Origin of the sequence: Acinetobacter sp. FDAARGOS_559, assembly GCF_003940475.1 — a bacterium.
Classification (GTDB): Bacteria; Pseudomonadota; Gammaproteobacteria; order Pseudomonadales; family Moraxellaceae; genus Acinetobacter; species Acinetobacter baumannii.
Genome location: NZ_RKJG01000005.1, coordinates 2,859,441 through 2,874,584, shown reverse-complemented (window position 1 = coordinate 2,874,584; position 15,144 = coordinate 2,859,441). Strand labels below are relative to the sequence as shown.

Sequence of the window (15,144 nt, the reverse complement as noted above, 5' to 3'; positions counted from 1 at the left end):
CCATGCAACGTTATGCGGTCGGTATTGAATTTAATGGTATTCAATATCGAGGTTGGCAAACACAACAGCCAGGCGTTGCCAGCGTTCAGGAAACTATAGAGCGTGTACTCAGCAAAATCGCTGATGAACCAATCACACTTCACGGTGCTGGTCGAACAGATGCAGGAGTACACGCAACAAATATGGTGGCTCATTTTGACACTAATGCGATTCGTCCAGAGCGTGGATGGATCATGGGAGCAAATAGCCAGCTTCCTAAGGATATTTCAATTCAGTGGATTAAACAGATGGATGAAGAGTTCCATGCACGGTTTAAAGCCACTGCTCGTCGCTACCGCTATGTTGTATATAACGCTCCACATCGCCCTGCACTTTTACATAAACAAGTCACGCATATTTATCAAAAATTAGACGTGCAAAAAATGATTAAAGCTGCCAGCAAATTTGAAGGTACGCATAACTTTGAAACCTTCCGTGCAGCAGCCTGCCAGTCAAATCAACCTGTACGACATGTAAAGCATTGCCGTTTGTTTGAACATGGACGTTATTTGGTTTTAGATATTCAAGCTGATGGCTTTTTACATCATATGGTTCGAAATATTATGGGTTGCTTACTTGAAATTGGGCAAGGCATGTATGAAATCGACCATATTGATACAATGTTCGCAGCCGAAGATCGTAAGGCAGCAGGAATTACCGCCCCACCTGATGGTCTCTATTTTATTCAATGTTATTATCCCGAGCAGTTTGACTTACCACAACCACCGCTCGGGCCACATTGGTTAAACCTACCTGAGTAGGCTTAACCAATTTTTAGTTCTAACGATGTTGCTTACGCTTACGGTACTCAACCGGTGTTTCATTGGTCCAGCGCTTAAACGCGCGGTAGAATGTACTCGGTTCAGAAAAACCTGTTAAATACACAATACGCTCAACACTTTCATTAGTATTTGCTAAAAGTTTTTTAGCTAAACGACAACGGTAGTCAGAAAGTATTTGCTGGAAGCTGGTATTTGCTTCACTTAACTGCGTCCGTAAACGACGCGGCGTAATATTTAATTGTGCCGCTACGGTTTCTAGCGTCGTTTCTCCACTTTCAAGTGTCGAACCAATCGCACGACGAACCTCACCCACTAAATCATAACGGGCAAGTTCTTGTAACTTTTCAATTGCCAATTGTTCATGCAATTGAAGTAATTCAGGCTCTGCCTGCCAAAGCTGAAAATCTAAAATGGCAGGGTCAAAATATAGCCGTGTTTCTTTCTGCCCTAAGCTTACCGGACAGCCATAGACGCGGAAGTATTCATCTTCAGAAGCACCTTCACTGAAATTAAAATCAATGAAGATCGGATGAAACTGGCCTTCGGTAATAAATTTGAAGAATCTGAGCACACCTGAAATCGCACATTCTGAAAAATGACGATTAACAAGGTTGTCTGCCCCTACCTGCTCACCATTAGTCAAATAGCAGCGTCCATCTTCAACCACCAGTTTTGCATCAAATGCATCACTAATGAGTCGCTGGTAAGCCAAAGCTCGCTTAAGCCCTTCACCAAAAGTTTCACTACTAATAAATAAATGTTCAATCACCTGACCACGGTACAAAGGTAAATGCTCACCTAAATGCAAACCGATGTCTGGATCTTTACTGACTTCCTGAGCAGCAGTCCAAAAGGCATACTGCGCACTTAACGGAGTACGTGCGTTTGTATCGACCTGATTTAAAGCGACTCCCGCTTTAGTTAATATTTCTTCTGTTGGCAATCCTGCACGACGAATTGCTTGATAGCCAAAACGTAATACAACTGATGCATCTGTTAGCTGACCCACGCAGTGCCCTTCCATGTAGATACTTCATTGATACTTAGGAGCTGTTGACTCTTTATGCATGAACAGTCCCTAATAACTATGATTTTAGATTAGCGTTGATTGACCAAACTGACAACAGAATTAGAGTTCTTTTGTGAAAAAAATTACATCTTTTTTTATTAGTCATACTTTAACCAGATGCTTTCACAAGAAGACGTCTATCTTGTTTTTTTTAAATAAATTGACTATAATTTGCGCCTTTCCAATTTGATCATCAGGTAGGCTATGGCCAATAAAGAGGAACTCATTGAGTTCGAAGGCGTTGTCACCGAAACGCTTCCTAATACGATGTTCCGTGTACGTCTTGAAAACGGTCACGAAGTTATTGCACACATTTCTGGTAAAATGCGTAAACACTATATTCGTATTCTTACTGGCGACAGTGTGAAAGTCGAAATGACTCCATATGACTTAACCAAAGGTCGTATTACGTACCGTGCTCGCTAATTAGTGAATGCAAAAAAGCCACTTCATCATGTGGCTTTTTTATTGCGTTTTTTATTCACTTAATCGACTGGTTTTACATCCCACCGTTTGGCATTCACGCAATCTTTCTTGCAGCCAATGGTTTCTTTCTTGCGTTGTCTGTAAACGACACTGCACGTCTACGCTATTTCTATTAGAATCTGTACATTCAGCATCACGTTGGCGTATCCAAGCAAGCTGCGACCTCTTAAGTGTATTTCTTTGTACTGTATTTAATTTCGCTCTTAATGCCTGATAATTCTTATTCAGGTCTGCATCAGCACTCGCATAGATTTTATTGGTACAGTAAATATCATCATAAGTATTACGAGCACTATCACAGTTATCAGCATAGGCCGTGGTTATTCCGAAACACAAAAAGGCAAAAACTATTTTTTTCATACTCTTCTTCCTTAAGTTTTGGGCAATTATTATTAGTCTGTAAATATAAGAATAAGTCTAAAGGCAAACTTACCTTCTATTTATCATAATCCTGCTTTTTTACTTTACAAGTTAGCAAATCCAACCTATTGTTCTTTAATGATAAATATAATTCTATATAGAGAAAAAATGAATATATCTACCTTATGTCAAATGAGTTTGCTTTCATTCATGCTGTTAAATATTAATGGCTGTGCTAGTCATCCACGCCAGTCTGTAGATTTGCAAGAATATTTAAAAAATTTTATAGGCAAATCATCTACAACGATTCAGCAAGATCTCAACTTACGGAGTCTTGGCTTTCAAGTCGCCCGCACACCACAAAAAACTTCTGATCAACTTATTTATACGATTTTACGACCCTTAAGCATCCCAATTCCGATGGTGAGTAATGTCGATATGAGAGGTGGTTCTGTTCCCATACAATCAGGAAATTTGAGCGGCAACTCTTATGATATTAACTTTAATTGCAAGGTTATTTTTAAACTCAAAAATGACATTGCCGAGTCCATTCAATACGAAGGTAAAGCTTGCTAAACACAACCATAAAAAAACGCAGCTTAAAGCTGCGTTTTTTAGCAAAGTAGCGATTAAGCAAGAGCAGCAACAACTGCTTCACCCATCTCGGCTGTACCAACTTTAGTCATGCCTTCAGACATAATATCGGCTGTACGTAAACCTTGATCAAGTACTTGCCCTACTGCATCTTCAATTGCTTTAGCAGCAGCTTCTTCACGGAAGGTATAACGAAGCATCATCGCAACTGAAAGTATGGTTGCCAACGGGTTTGCAACGTTTTGCCCTGCAATATCAGGCGCTGAACCATGACAAGGTTCATACATGCCTTTGCCATTTTCATCTAAAGAAGCCGATGGCAACATACCAATTGAGCCGGTAAGCATTGCTGCTTCATCAGACAAGATATCGCCAAACAAGTTACCTGTCACGATTACATCAAACTGTTTAGGCGCACGTACAAGCTGCATGGCAGCATTGTCCACATACATATGTGAAAGCTGAATATTTGGATAATTGACTTGCTGTAAATCTGTGACCGTTTGCTTCCAAAGCTCTGTTACTTCTAACACATTGGCTTTATCTACAGAACACACTTTACCGCCACGTAATCCTGCAAGTTCAAAGGCAACTTTTGCAATACGCTTAATTTCGCTTTCAGAATAAACGTCAGTGTTATACCCCTGTTTCTCACCATTTTCGAGTTCACGAATACCACGTGGTTGACCAAAATAGATACCACCAGTCAATTCACGAACGATCAAAATATCTAAACCAGCAACTATCTCAGGTTTTAAGCTAGAAGCATCGGCTAATTGTGGATATAAGATCGCTGGGCGCAAATTAGCAAATAAGTTAAGTTCACTACGAATTTTTAAAAGACCGCGTTCAGGACGGATAGAACGTTCAATAGTGTCCCACTTTGGTCCGCCAACAGCACCTAATAAAATGGCATCAGCCTTCTTTGCTTGCTCGCTAGTTACGGCTGGATACGGCTCTCCATGAGCATCAATCGCTGCACCACCTAACAAGCCATGTTCCCAAGTCAACGACAAATTAAATTTTTCATTTACTTTATTTAATACTTTTTCTGCTGCCCCAACAATTTCAGGACCAATCCCATCGCCAGCCAAAATTAAAATCTGTTTAGACATGAAGTTTTCCATTTTCAAAGACAAGACAGCGTTATGACTGCCGTGGTGTTAGTTTTTTCTGTTCGAGAAATTCACCTAGTCCTGTGGTGACATCAAATGGTCGACAAAAACGGCGAATTACCCGCCCATCCTGCTCTAAGTCAACACATAATGGATCTGGTACAGAAACATTCAGCAAACTACCCGAACGGTTAGATTTGTCTCGGTACATTTTAAACATATAGCGATGGTTAGCTTTGAATTGGTGAATAACATGAATCGTTTCAGCCCGATCTGGAGAAATCGGATAGTAACGAATCACCACTTCATATTGTTTGGCAGGCACAGATAGATACAAACTATTGCTTTGACTTAACACCGAACCATTTAATCTCACAATTCCTTGATGAATTGCCTGATTACTAATACGACGTGTCTGTGCATCAACAACAGTAATATCATTTAGCCGTTCAAATTCGCAACTTTTTGCGCCCGAACAATATATTGCTGCATTCTGCCCCAAATTTTCTTGTTCAGCCTGCTTAATACGAACAGTATCCACTACATTGTAAGTGCTCTGACAAGCACTTAGTGTTATCGCGCACAGGCTCAACAAAAAGCTATGAGTAACGTTCCTCTTCATTGTTCAAGCCCAATCCTCATCTAGTGCATAATTTTAAGCTGTTGTTATGCTTTAGCATGTTAGCAAGAGTTTGAACACGACGCCATGACTATGTTTAAAATGTACCGAAAGGTTAATTTATCTCTTGGAATACCCAAGGACGAACCTGTTTGGTTTTTTCTTCATAAGCGCGAATTGCGTCCGCATTTTGAAGTGTCAAGCCAATATCATCCAAACCATTTAACAAGCAATGCTTACGAAATGGATCTACTTCGAATTTAAATGCTTCGCCAGTTGGTGTACGAACTTCTTGTGCAGCCAAATCAATTGTTAATTGATACCCTTCTTGCGCAGCACATTCCTTAAATAACTGATCAACAATGTCTTCAGGCAAAATGACTGGCAACATTCCGTTTTTAAAACAGTTATTAAAGAAAATATCAGCAAAGCTTGGTGCAATAACGGTACGAAAACCATATTCGTTTAATGCCCAAGGCGCATGCTCACGGCTTGAACCACAACCAAAGTTAGTACGAGCAATTAAAACGGTTGCACCTTGATAGCGAGGCTGATTTAAAACGAAATCCGGATTTTTTGGACGTACTGAATTGTCTTGTCCCGGATAGCCTTCGTCTAAATAACGAAGTTCGTCAAATAAGTTGTCGCCAAAACCTGTACGTTTAATCGACTTTAAAAACTGTTTTGGAATAATTAAATCTGTATCAACATTGGCACGATCTAATGGTGCAACGATACCTTGTTCAACTGTGTAAGCTTTCATGGTTTGCTCCAGACCGAATTAAAATGAACGAACGTCAACAAAATGACCTGCGATCGCAGCCGCTGCTGCCATTGCCGGACTGACCAAGTGAGTACGACCACCATTACCCTGACGACCTTCAAAGTTACGGTTCGAGGTTGATGCACAATGCTCACCCGGTTGTAACTTGTCTGCGTTCATTGCCAAGCACATTGAGCAACCCGGCTCACGCCATTCAAAGCCAGCTTCCAAGAAAATTTTATCCAAACCTTCTTTTTCTGCCTGTTGTTTAACTAAACCAGAACCCGGAACAATCATGGCTTGCTTAATGCTAGGTGCCACTTTACGGCCTTTAACTACTTCAGCAGCAGCACGAATATCTTCAATACGGGAATTCGTACAAGAACCGATAAAGACACGATCAAGCTGAATATCAGCCAATGCCTGACCTGCATTTAAGCCCATATACTGATAAGCACGTGTCCAGTCATTGCGTTGTACGTCATCTTTCGCTTGTTCTAAAGTTGGTACAGCTTTCGACACCGGAATAACCATCTCAGGTGAAGTACCCCAAGACACTTGTGGTTCAATCTCCGCACCATTTAATTCAACAACTGCATCAAACACAGCATCGTCATCTGAATGCAATGTGTTCCAGTAAGCAACTGCTTGTTCCCATTGCTCACCTTTTGGTGCATAGCTACGACCTTTTACGTATTCAATGGTTTTATCATCAACAGCAACCATACCCACACGAGCACCAGCTTCGATCGCCATGTTACATACCGTCATACGTCCTTCAATCGACATATCACGGAATACCTGACCACCAAATTCGATTGCATAGCCCGTACCGCCAGCAGTACCAATTTTACCGATAATGGCCAACACTACATCTTTTGGTGTTACACCCTTACCTAAAACGCCATCGACGCGAACTAACATGTTTTTAGATTTTTTCTGAACCAAACATTGTGTCGCTAACACATGTTCAACCTCAGATGTCCCAATACCATGAGCCAAGCAACCGAAAGCACCGTGAGTTGCTGTATGCGAGTCACCGCATACCACCGTCATACCCGGCAACGTTAAACCCTGTTCAGGTCCAACAACATGTACAATTCCTTGGCGAATATCATTAATACCGAATTCAACAATATTAAATGCCTTACAGTTATCATCTAAGGTCTGAACCTGAATACGAGAAGTATCATCTTCAATACCAGCGATGCCCTGATCACGTTCTTTTTTAGAGGTTGGAACGTTATGGTCTGGGGTAGCTACGTTTGCACTTAAACGCCACGGTTGACGACCAGCAAGTTGCAAACCTTCAAATGCTTGTGGACTCGTTACTTCATGCAATAAATGACGGTCGATATAAAGTAAGCACGAACCATCATCACGCTGAGTAACTACGTGGTCATCCCACAATTTGTCATATAAAGTTTTGCCTGCCATGTCGTCTTGCTCCATTGGACTGGGTAATTCTAATCTTTCTTCGATTATAGCCAGAGTTTTACATAAATCTAATTTATCATTTTTATAAATTAGAAAACTTTTAGGAATCATTCCTGCATGTATTAATATAGTCCAAAATACACAAATCGGATTTGCTAATGATTATCATTTGCAAAATCCATTTTTAATCCTATACTCTCATCTCTATACTAAAAATATCAAATACAGGTAGAGAGAATGGTTATGGCTAATATTCAAAAATTCGTTGTTAATAATCAACGTACATTAAAGAAAACCTTAAGTTACTACATAATGCATATTACGGTAGCCATGTTAGTTGCCTACTTTGTAACGGGTAATATTTGGATGGCTTTAACATTAAGTATGTTAGAACCAACAGTACAAGCTTTTGCATTTTTCTTTCATGAAAAAGTATGGGCAACAAAAGACCACCGTATATCAGCTTTAAGCGAAAACGAGACGACTGCTTAGATTAAGATTAATACGCTAAATCACAACTTTATAGAACGTTGAGCTGCAAGCATGATACGATTTTGGCTTGGCAACTTTAGCCTCTCTCGATTTTTCTATTCCAAGTAGAGTTGTATTATGAATCTTGCAGCCTTTGAAGCTTTTGTAAAAGTTATGGAAACAGGTTCGATCTCTGTGGCTGCGGATCAACTATTTATTACCCAACCTGCTGTCACTAAACGTATTCATAGCCTAGAAGAGTACTTTGGCGTAAAGCTATTTGAGTCGGCAGGCCGTGGGGTTCAAGCAACTCATGCTGCGCATTCATTATTACCAAAAGTTAAAAGCTGGTTAAATGAACTTCGAGATATTCACCACACTCTAAGTCATGAGCAAACCCAAATACAAGGTCGTTTAAAAATCGGGACGAGTCATCACATCGGTTTGCATCACTTGCCTGCTCCGCTTAAACACTTTGTTCAGCAGTTTCCTCAAGTCACGCTAGACGTACATTTTGTTGATTCCGAACAAGCACACGAACAGGTACTTGCTGGCGATTTAGAGTTAGCATTTTTAACACTCCCGCCCTCAGGTGATGAGCGTCTTAACTATATTACGATCTGGAATGATCCTTTAGTTTTTGTAGCTGCTCCATTTCATCCATTGGCTCAAAAAAAGAATTTGACCTTACAAGATTTAATTGAATATCCAAGTTTGCTGCCTGCCGCACAGACTTATACAGCCCAAATCACCTTGGCTGAGTTTGAAAAACAAGGCCTTAAACCGAAAATTACCATGAGCAATAACCCACTAGAGTCAATTCGTATGTTGGTCTCTATTGGTTTAGGTTGGTCAGTTTTACCAAAAACTCTGCTGAATCAAGATATGCAGCAGCTTGATTTAAATGTCGAGATGAACCGGCAGTTAGGCATGGTATGGCATCCTGCACGTACTCAATCTAGAGCCATGCAGGAACTAATTAAAATGATGCAGGAGTAGTCAATTAAATCGACCAGTCCTGAATTTCCCAGTTGTGTTCTTGAGCCAGTTTCTCAAGACGATCATCAGGGTTGACTGCAATCGCATGCGTTGCATATTCAAGTAAAAAACGGTCATTAATTGAATCTGAATAAGCCCAAGACTCAGAAACGCTACGACCGTCCAGCCATGCCTCAAGACGTGCAAGTTTGCCCTTTTGATAACACGCTAAACCCGCCACTTTACCTGTATATTTACCATCAGCAACCTCGGCGTTAGTTGCTAAGATTTCAGTAATTCCAAATTCACGGAAAATCGGCGCAGTAATAAAATCACTTGTTGCTGTAATACCTACAATGGTATGGCCTAAATCTTGATGTTTTTTGATTGCATCAAAACCTTTTGGTCGCATTTGAGGACGAATCACTTTTTCCATAAACAACTGATGAAGCTCAGTTAAGTAGTTATTGTCATGCTTTGTTAAAAAGCCGAAAACAAACTCATTATAAGCATATGGATCTAGTTGCCCTGCTTTGTAGTCTTCATAAAATTTATCATTCATCTGACGATGATGAACCGGATCAACCAAACCTTCATTGACTAAAAATTCACCCCACGAGTGGTCTGAATCGGTATTTAACAAGGTATGGTCTAAATCAAACAACGCCAGTTTCATGAAAATTCTCGTTTAAACTGAAATTTAAGAAAAAAAATGTAAATCTATCTCCGCTAGTCGATAGAAATTCGTTAAGATCGTAACAATTTAAACATTTTACTTTGATCTTTTCGAGCTGGACATAAAAAAGTGTTTGTCCCCGTGATCGAAGTCAACGATATAGACAATATTTAGGTAGCCAAATGATCGACTCAGAAGGTTTCCGACCCAATGTCGGGATCATTTTGGCAAACGATGATGGACAGGTTTTATGGGCAAAGCGCATTGGTCACAATGCTTGGCAATTTCCACAAGGAGGCATCCAGTTTGGAGAAACCCCTGAACAGGCACTTTTTCGAGAACTGAGAGAAGAAATCGGCTTATTGCCCGAGCATGTCCAGATTATTGCGCAAACCAAAGGATGGCTGCGTTATCGTTTGCCACATCGGTATATTCGGTCAGACTCTGACCCCGTATGTATCGGACAGAAACAGAAATGGTTTTTACTGAAGTTAACTGCGCCTGCAAAAAACATTCAGTTAAACCTGGCCGACCCGCCTGAATTCGATGAATGGCAGTGGGTTAGCTATTGGTATCCTCTTGGTCAAGTGGTGAACTTCAAACGTGATGTTTACCGTAAAGCCATGGTGGAGTTGTGTACACAGTTGCCAGTGCAACAATTACCCTAAAAATCATTTATCTAGCAAATGATTTTTATTAAAAGTGCTGTTATAAATACATTCATAGTCTAAAAAAATACTGGAGTATACATCCATGTCAAACATGCAACTCGACACTCTAAGACGCATTGTCCAAGAGATTAATGCGTCCGTGAGTTTGCATGAATCGTTAGACATTATGGTCAATCAGGTTGCTGAGGCCATGAAAGTGGATGTTTGCTCTATTTATTTACTCGATGAACGCAATCAACGTTATGTATTGATGGCCTCAAAAGGCTTAAATCCAGAATCTGTTGGGCATGTTTCATTGCAGTTAGGTGAAGGCTTAGTGGGTCTGGTTGGGCAACGTGAAGAAATTGTTAACCTTGACAATGCGCCAAAGCACGAACGCTTTTTGTATCTACCTGAAACGGGCGAAGAAATTTATAACTCATTCCTTGGCGTACCCGTCATGTATCGCCGTAAGGTTATGGGTGTTTTAGTTGTCCAAAATCGACTTCCTCAAGATTTTAGTGAAGCAGCCGAATCATTTTTAGTCACCTTATGTGCACAGCTCTCAGGTGTTATTGCACATGCGCATGCGGTTGGAAATATTGATGTATTTCGCAAGCCAAGCAATGGACCTGCCTATAAGACATTCCAAGGCGTTTCCGGTGCAGGTGGGGTTGCTTTAGGTCGCGCTATTATTTTATATCCACCTGCCGACTTAGGTTCAGTACCCGACCGCGAAGCAGAAGATATCAGCGATGAACTCCGCATTTTAGATCAAGCTATTTCATCGGTACGTTCAGAGATTCGTTCTTTAGATGAAAAAATGCATGACTCGCTCATGGCAGAAGAACGTGCTTTGTTTAGCGTATTCTTAAGAATGCTAGATGAAAATGCCTTACCTGCAGAAATTAAAGAACTGATCCGTGATGGACATTGGGCACAAGGTGCGGTGCGCCGTGTAATTGAAAAACACACTGCCCTATTTGCACAAATGGAGGACGATTATCTTCGTGAACGCGTTTCTGACCTTAAAGACTTAGGGCGACGTATTCTAGCGTGCTTACAAGAAGAAGATTCGAGCCATCGTGAACTTAGCCCAGACAGTATTTTAATTGGTGAAGAAATTAGTACCGCTGCGCTAGTAGAATTACCAGTAGATAATATCGCAGCTATTGTGACGTCAGAAGGCGCAGCCAATTCGCATATGGTGATTGTTGCCCGTGCATTAGGGATTCCAACGGTGGTCGGCGTAACCGAACTGCCTGTAAATACGCTTGATGATGCAGAAATGATTGTGGATGCCTATCAGGGCCGTGTTTTTGTAAACCCTCCACGTCGTTTACGTCAACGTTATAAAGAAATTCAAAAAGAAGACGAGCAAATCGCAAAAGATCTCAAACAATATGAGACCAAAGAAGCGATTACACCAGACGGTGTCTCTGTTCAACTGTTTGTGAACACGGGCCTTATGATTGATGTAGTCCGCGGTGTACAACGTGGCGCTCAAGGTGTGGGTTTGTACCGTAGTGAAATTCCATTCATGTTACGGGAACGTTTCCCGGGTGAAGAAGAACAACGTGCCATCTATCGCCAACAATTGAGTCACTTTGCCAATAAGCCGGTAGTCATGCGTACCCTCGATATTGGTGCCGATAAAGACTTACCTTACTTCAGTATTGAAGAAGAGAACTCGGCATTAGGGTGGCGCGGTATTCGTTTCACGCTCGACCATCCGGAGATTTTCTCAGCACAAATCCGGGCAATGCTCAAAGCCAGTATTGGTTTAAATAATTTGCATATCCTATTGCCAATGGTAACGACAGTAAGTGAAGTCGAAGAAGTACTTTATTTACTTGAGCGTGACTGGATTGCAGTGCAAGAAGAAGAACAAGTTAAAATTACTAAACCAAAAATCGGGATTATGGTTGAGGTACCGAGTGTACTGCTACAAATTGATGAGTTCGCCGAACTTGTCGATTTCTTCTCGGTTGGTTCAAATGACTTAACTCAATACTTACTTGCTGTGGACCGTAATAATCCGCATGTCGCAAACGTCTATTCACACTTCCATCCGTCTATTTTGCGGGCTTTAACTCGACTCGTGAAGGAATGCCATAAATACCAAAAACCAGTAAGTATTTGTGGTGAGATGGCGGGTGATCCGTTATCGGCGATCTTACTGATGGCCATGGGCTTCAATACCCTTTCGATGAGTTCAAGTAACATCTTGCGTGTCCGAAAAGCAATTTGCCATGTCCCAATGTCAGATGCCCAAAAGCTGCTTGATGATGTCATGAAAATGAATAATCCTCTTATTGTAAAAAGCTGGCTTGAGTACTACTTTAAAACTCATGGTCTAGCCGATATGGTTAAATCTAACCGCCTTGTAAGCGTATAAATACTTAAAAAGGAGAGTCAAAAAGCTCTCCTTTTTCAATTCATCTATTTTTAAATTTTCTCTTTATTTTTAAGCTGCCACTTAGCGCACTCCTGATCTTTAATTTCCCCAAAAATCGGTTTTACCAATTAATATGGACAATTTAATCCATTTGAAAAATAAACAATCAGATTCTAGTATATTTAAAGAACGAAATTGAAAGATATTGCGATGTTTCAATGATTAAGGAGCTCATGCCATGCGTCATTATTTGCAAAATTTGAACCATTTTCCCTCTTGTTTTTTAGCCTTCATGCAGTAAATTGAAGGAATAATAAACAAAGGAAACTCATGTATTGTTGAATAAAACTGATGAGCTGACATAACAGTGAAAAATTTTTAAAACGGTTTCTCTCACCATTTGTTCTCTCATTTCTTTATTCGATACGCATCATTTTTTTTAACCCAGAAGTCCAGGAAAATGAGCCTTCAGTTTTATTAAGAGCTCAATAAATATTACCCAGAGAGAATATAATCATGTCAAATGAATCAAAATGTCCTTTTTCAGGTCATAACTCAAAACCGCAAGTAACAGTCGGTGGTGGCACGGCTAATTTACACTGGTGGCCAAATCAATTACGTGTTGACTTACTCAATCAACATTCAGAACGCTCTAATCCACTCGGTAAAGATTTTAATTACCGTCAAGAATTTAAAAAACTCGACTACTACGCACTTAAAGCCGATATCAAAAATGTATTAACCGATTCCCAAGACTGGTGGCCAGCCGACTGGGGAAATTATACGGGCTTATTTATCCGTTTAGCGTGGCATGCTGCCGGTACATATCGTATGGGCGATGGCCGTGGTGGTGCCGGTCGTGGTCAACAACGTTTTGCTCCATTAAATAGTTGGCCTGACAATGCAAGTTTAGATAAAGCACGCCGTTTACTATGGCCAGTTAAACAAAAATACGGTCAAAAAATATCTTGGGCCGATTTATTTATTCTTGCCGGGAACATCGCACTTGAGTCTTCTGGTTTCCGTACCTTTGGTTTTGGTGCCGGTCGTGAAGATGTTTGGGAACCAGACAACGATGTAAACTGGGGCGATGAAAAAGAATGGTTAGCTCATCGTAACTCTGAAGCATTGGCGGGCAGTAATCTTGCTGCAACCGAAATGGGCCTAATTTATGTGAACCCTGAAGGACCACAAGCGAGTGGTGACCCACGATCAGCAGCACCGTTTATTCGTGCCACTTTCGGCAACATGGCAATGGATGATGAAGAAATTGTTGCCTTGATTGCTGGCGGTCATACTTTAGGTAAAACTCACGGTGCTGCCTCTGCTGACCATGTACAAGCAGACCCAGAAGGTGCACCAATTGAACAAATGGGCTTTGGTTGGGCAAACAGCTATGGTACAGGTGTCGGTAAAGATGCGATCACTTCAGGTTTAGAAGTTATTTGGTCACAAACGCCAACACAATGGAGCAATTACTTCTTTGAAAACCTCTTCAAATACGAATGGGTACAAGAACGTTCACCTGCTGGCGCAATTCAATGGGTAGCAGCAGATGCTGAAGCCATTATTCCAGATCCTTTCGACCCATCAATTAAACGTAAGCCAACGATGCTTACTACAGATTTGACCCTACGTTTTGATCCTGAGTTCGAAAAGATCTCTCGTCGTTTCCTTAACGATCCACAAGCCTTTGCCAATGCTTTTGCTCGTGCATGGTTTAAATTAACTCACCGTGATATGGGACCAAAAGCACGTTATTTAGGACCAGAAGTTCCTGCTGAAGATTTAATTTGGCAAGATCCATTACCTGCTGCTAGCGCTACACCATCTTCTGCAAGCATTGCTGATGCAAAAGCAAAAATCGTTGCTCTAGGGTTATCTGCAGGTGAGTTGGTTTCTCTTGCATGGGCATCAGCATCAACATTCCGTGGTGGAGATAAACGTGGTGGTGCAAACGGTGCACGTATTGCTTTATCACCACAACGTGAGTGGGAAGTAAACAAAAAAGCTGTTGAGACTTTAACTCAAATTGAAGAGCTCAAGGCATCAACCCAATTGTCATTGGCGGATTTAATCGTGTTAGCTGGTAACGTTGGTGTAGAGCAAGCTGCTCAAGCAGCAGGTTTCAATATTACCGTTCCGTTTGCCCCTGGTCGTGTTGACGCATTACAAAGTCAAACCGATGTTGAATCATTCCAATTACTGCTCGGTCTTGCTGACGGTTTCAGAAATTGGAAAAAACAGGGAGTCAACACTCCAGCTGAAGTCTTATTAATTGATAAAGCACAACAACTGACTTTGACTGCACCAGAGTTAACTGCATTGATTGGTGGTTTACGTGTACTAGGCACTAACTGGGATGGTTCTCAACATGGTGTCTTCACTCAGCAAGTTGGTGTACTCAGCACAGACTTCTTCACAAACTTACTCGACATGTCGAATGTATGGGCACCTGTTGATTCAACAAGTGAAGTATTTGAAGGAAAAGACCGTAAATCAGGCACAGTGAAATTTACCGCAACACGTAATGATTTAGTCTTTGGTTCGAATGCTATCTTACGTGCATTAGCCGAAGTTTATGCTCAGGCAGATGGTAAAGAAAAATTTGTTCAAGACTTTGTTGCTGCATGGACTAAAGTCATGAATCTTGACCGTTTTGACTTAGCTTAATTTAAGCCAAAATAATAAAAAGCCAGTTCAAATT

15 protein-coding genes are annotated in these 15,144 nt (G+C 40.9%); 8 read left to right on the top strand and 7 right to left on the bottom strand.

Features of this window, described 5'->3' with window-relative positions; all coding sequences use genetic code 11:
- The first annotated feature begins 2 nt into the window (after positions 1-2).
- Positions 3-800 (top strand): tRNA pseudouridine(38-40) synthase TruA, encoded by a 798-nt coding sequence (gene truA, locus EGS71_RS15305; RefSeq protein ID WP_001190095.1) that lies wholly within the window; start codon positions 3-5, stop codon positions 798-800.
- A gap of 19 nt (positions 801-819) precedes the next feature.
- Here truA and EGS71_RS15300 read toward each other — a convergent pair whose 3' ends face one another.
- Positions 820-1,830 carry an AraC family transcriptional regulator gene (locus tag EGS71_RS15300; protein ID WP_002009591.1) on the bottom strand — a complete coding sequence of 337 codons (1,011 nt, stop codon included), beginning with the start codon at positions 1,828-1,830 and terminating at the stop codon, positions 820-822.
- Positions 1,831-2,094: 264 nt separating this feature from the next.
- Between EGS71_RS15300 and infA the strand changes: the two genes are divergently transcribed.
- The gene (infA, locus tag EGS71_RS15295) at positions 2,095-2,316 is read left to right on the top strand and encodes a translation initiation factor IF-1 (protein ID WP_001284370.1); all 222 of its coding nucleotides are present in this window, start codon (positions 2,095-2,097) and stop codon (positions 2,314-2,316) included.
- A gap of 51 nt (positions 2,317-2,367) precedes the next feature.
- Here the strand turns inward: infA and EGS71_RS15290 are convergent, their stop codons facing one another.
- A complete protein-coding gene (locus tag EGS71_RS15290; protein ID WP_000724607.1) occupies positions 2,368-2,736 on the bottom strand; it encodes a lysozyme inhibitor LprI family protein in 369 nt (122 codons plus the stop codon).
- Between the two features lie 168 nt (positions 2,737-2,904).
- On the opposite strand from EGS71_RS15290, the gene EGS71_RS15285 reads away from it, so the two are divergent.
- Positions 2,905-3,312 carry a hypothetical protein gene (locus tag EGS71_RS15285; RefSeq protein WP_002056803.1) on the top strand — a complete coding sequence of 136 codons (408 nt, stop codon included), beginning with the start codon at positions 2,905-2,907 and terminating at the stop codon, positions 3,310-3,312.
- Between the two features lie 53 nt (positions 3,313-3,365).
- On the opposite strand, the gene leuB is transcribed toward EGS71_RS15285, so the two are convergent.
- The 4 genes from leuB to leuC all read right to left on the bottom strand — a co-directional run bounded on the left by leuB (position 3,366) and on the right by leuC (position 7,264).
- Positions 3,366-4,445 carry a 3-isopropylmalate dehydrogenase gene (gene leuB, locus EGS71_RS15280; RefSeq protein ID WP_000043188.1) on the bottom strand — a complete coding sequence of 360 codons (1,080 nt, stop codon included), beginning with the start codon at positions 4,443-4,445 and terminating at the stop codon, positions 3,366-3,368.
- Positions 4,446-4,476: 31 nt separating this feature from the next.
- Positions 4,477-5,067 carry a hypothetical protein gene (locus EGS71_RS15275; protein ID WP_001984507.1) on the bottom strand — a complete coding sequence of 197 codons (591 nt, stop codon included), beginning with the start codon at positions 5,065-5,067 and terminating at the stop codon, positions 4,477-4,479.
- A 112-nt stretch (positions 5,068-5,179) separates the two neighbouring features.
- The gene (leuD, locus tag EGS71_RS15270) at positions 5,180-5,827 is read right to left on the bottom strand and encodes a 3-isopropylmalate dehydratase small subunit (RefSeq protein WP_000649450.1); all 648 of its coding nucleotides are present in this window, start codon (positions 5,825-5,827) and stop codon (positions 5,180-5,182) included.
- Between the two features lie 18 nt (positions 5,828-5,845).
- The gene (gene leuC / locus EGS71_RS15265; RefSeq protein WP_000907603.1) at positions 5,846-7,264 is read right to left on the bottom strand and encodes a 3-isopropylmalate dehydratase large subunit; all 1,419 of its coding nucleotides are present in this window, start codon (positions 7,262-7,264) and stop codon (positions 5,846-5,848) included.
- Positions 7,265-7,501: 237 nt separating this feature from the next.
- On the opposite strand from leuC, the gene EGS71_RS15260 reads away from it, so the two are divergent.
- Both EGS71_RS15260 and EGS71_RS15255 read left to right on the top strand, forming a co-directional pair.
- The gene (locus EGS71_RS15260) at positions 7,502-7,756 is read left to right on the top strand and encodes a DUF2061 domain-containing protein (protein WP_000244902.1); all 255 of its coding nucleotides are present in this window, start codon (positions 7,502-7,504) and stop codon (positions 7,754-7,756) included.
- A gap of 117 nt (positions 7,757-7,873) precedes the next feature.
- Positions 7,874-8,734, top strand: a complete 861-nt coding sequence (locus EGS71_RS15255) for a LysR family transcriptional regulator (RefSeq protein WP_001046500.1) — start codon at positions 7,874-7,876, stop codon at positions 8,732-8,734.
- A gap of 4 nt (positions 8,735-8,738) precedes the next feature.
- On the opposite strand, the gene EGS71_RS15250 is transcribed toward EGS71_RS15255, so the two are convergent.
- Positions 8,739-9,389, bottom strand: coding sequence for an HAD family hydrolase (locus EGS71_RS15250; protein WP_000761586.1), 651 nt, complete (start codon positions 9,387-9,389; stop codon positions 8,739-8,741).
- Between the two features lie 182 nt (positions 9,390-9,571).
- Here EGS71_RS15250 and EGS71_RS15245 point away from each other — a divergent pair, with 182 nt between their 5' ends.
- From EGS71_RS15245 to katG, 3 genes are all read left to right on the top strand, one after another.
- Complete coding sequence (locus EGS71_RS15245) at positions 9,572-10,057, top strand: RNA pyrophosphohydrolase (protein ID WP_000567254.1); 486 nt, start codon at positions 9,572-9,574, stop codon at positions 10,055-10,057.
- 85 nt (positions 10,058-10,142) lie between these two features.
- Positions 10,143-12,437: a phosphoenolpyruvate--protein phosphotransferase gene (gene ptsP / locus EGS71_RS15240; protein WP_000069121.1), complete on the top strand. Its 2,295-nt coding sequence runs from the start codon at positions 10,143-10,145 to the stop codon at positions 12,435-12,437.
- Between the two features lie 516 nt (positions 12,438-12,953).
- Complete coding sequence (gene katG, locus EGS71_RS15235) at positions 12,954-15,110, top strand: catalase/peroxidase HPI (protein ID WP_000064293.1); 2,157 nt, start codon at positions 12,954-12,956, stop codon at positions 15,108-15,110.
- The last annotated feature ends 34 nt before the right edge of the window (positions 15,111-15,144 follow it).

Coding starts and splice junctions, on each gene's coding strand:
- EGS71_RS15245 (WP_000567254.1), top strand. CDS start 9,572: ATGATCGACTCAGAAGGTTTCCGACCCAATGTCGGGATCATTTTGGCA.
- EGS71_RS15290 (WP_000724607.1), bottom strand. CDS start 2,736: ATGAAAAAAATAGTTTTTGCCTTTTTGTGTTTCGGAATAACCACGGCC.
- EGS71_RS15275 (WP_001984507.1), bottom strand. CDS start 5,067: ATGAAGAGGAACGTTACTCATAGCTTTTTGTTGAGCCTGTGCGCGATA.
- ptsP (WP_000069121.1), top strand. CDS start 10,143: ATGTCAAACATGCAACTCGACACTCTAAGACGCATTGTCCAAGAGATT.
- leuD (WP_000649450.1), bottom strand. CDS start 5,827: ATGAAAGCTTACACAGTTGAACAAGGTATCGTTGCACCATTAGATCGT.
- truA (WP_001190095.1), top strand. CDS start 3: ATGCAACGTTATGCGGTCGGTATTGAATTTAATGGTATTCAATATCGA.
- infA (WP_001284370.1), top strand. CDS start 2,095: ATGGCCAATAAAGAGGAACTCATTGAGTTCGAAGGCGTTGTCACCGAA.
- EGS71_RS15255 (WP_001046500.1), top strand. CDS start 7,874: ATGAATCTTGCAGCCTTTGAAGCTTTTGTAAAAGTTATGGAAACAGGT.
- EGS71_RS15250 (WP_000761586.1), bottom strand. CDS start 9,389: ATGAAACTGGCGTTGTTTGATTTAGACCATACCTTGTTAAATACCGAT.
- leuB (WP_000043188.1), bottom strand. CDS start 4,445: ATGTCTAAACAGATTTTAATTTTGGCTGGCGATGGGATTGGTCCTGAA.
- EGS71_RS15285 (WP_002056803.1), top strand. CDS start 2,905: ATGAATATATCTACCTTATGTCAAATGAGTTTGCTTTCATTCATGCTG.
- katG (WP_000064293.1), top strand. CDS start 12,954: ATGTCAAATGAATCAAAATGTCCTTTTTCAGGTCATAACTCAAAACCG.
- EGS71_RS15260 (WP_000244902.1), top strand. CDS start 7,502: ATGGTTATGGCTAATATTCAAAAATTCGTTGTTAATAATCAACGTACA.
- leuC (WP_000907603.1), bottom strand. CDS start 7,264: ATGGCAGGCAAAACTTTATATGACAAATTGTGGGATGACCACGTAGTT.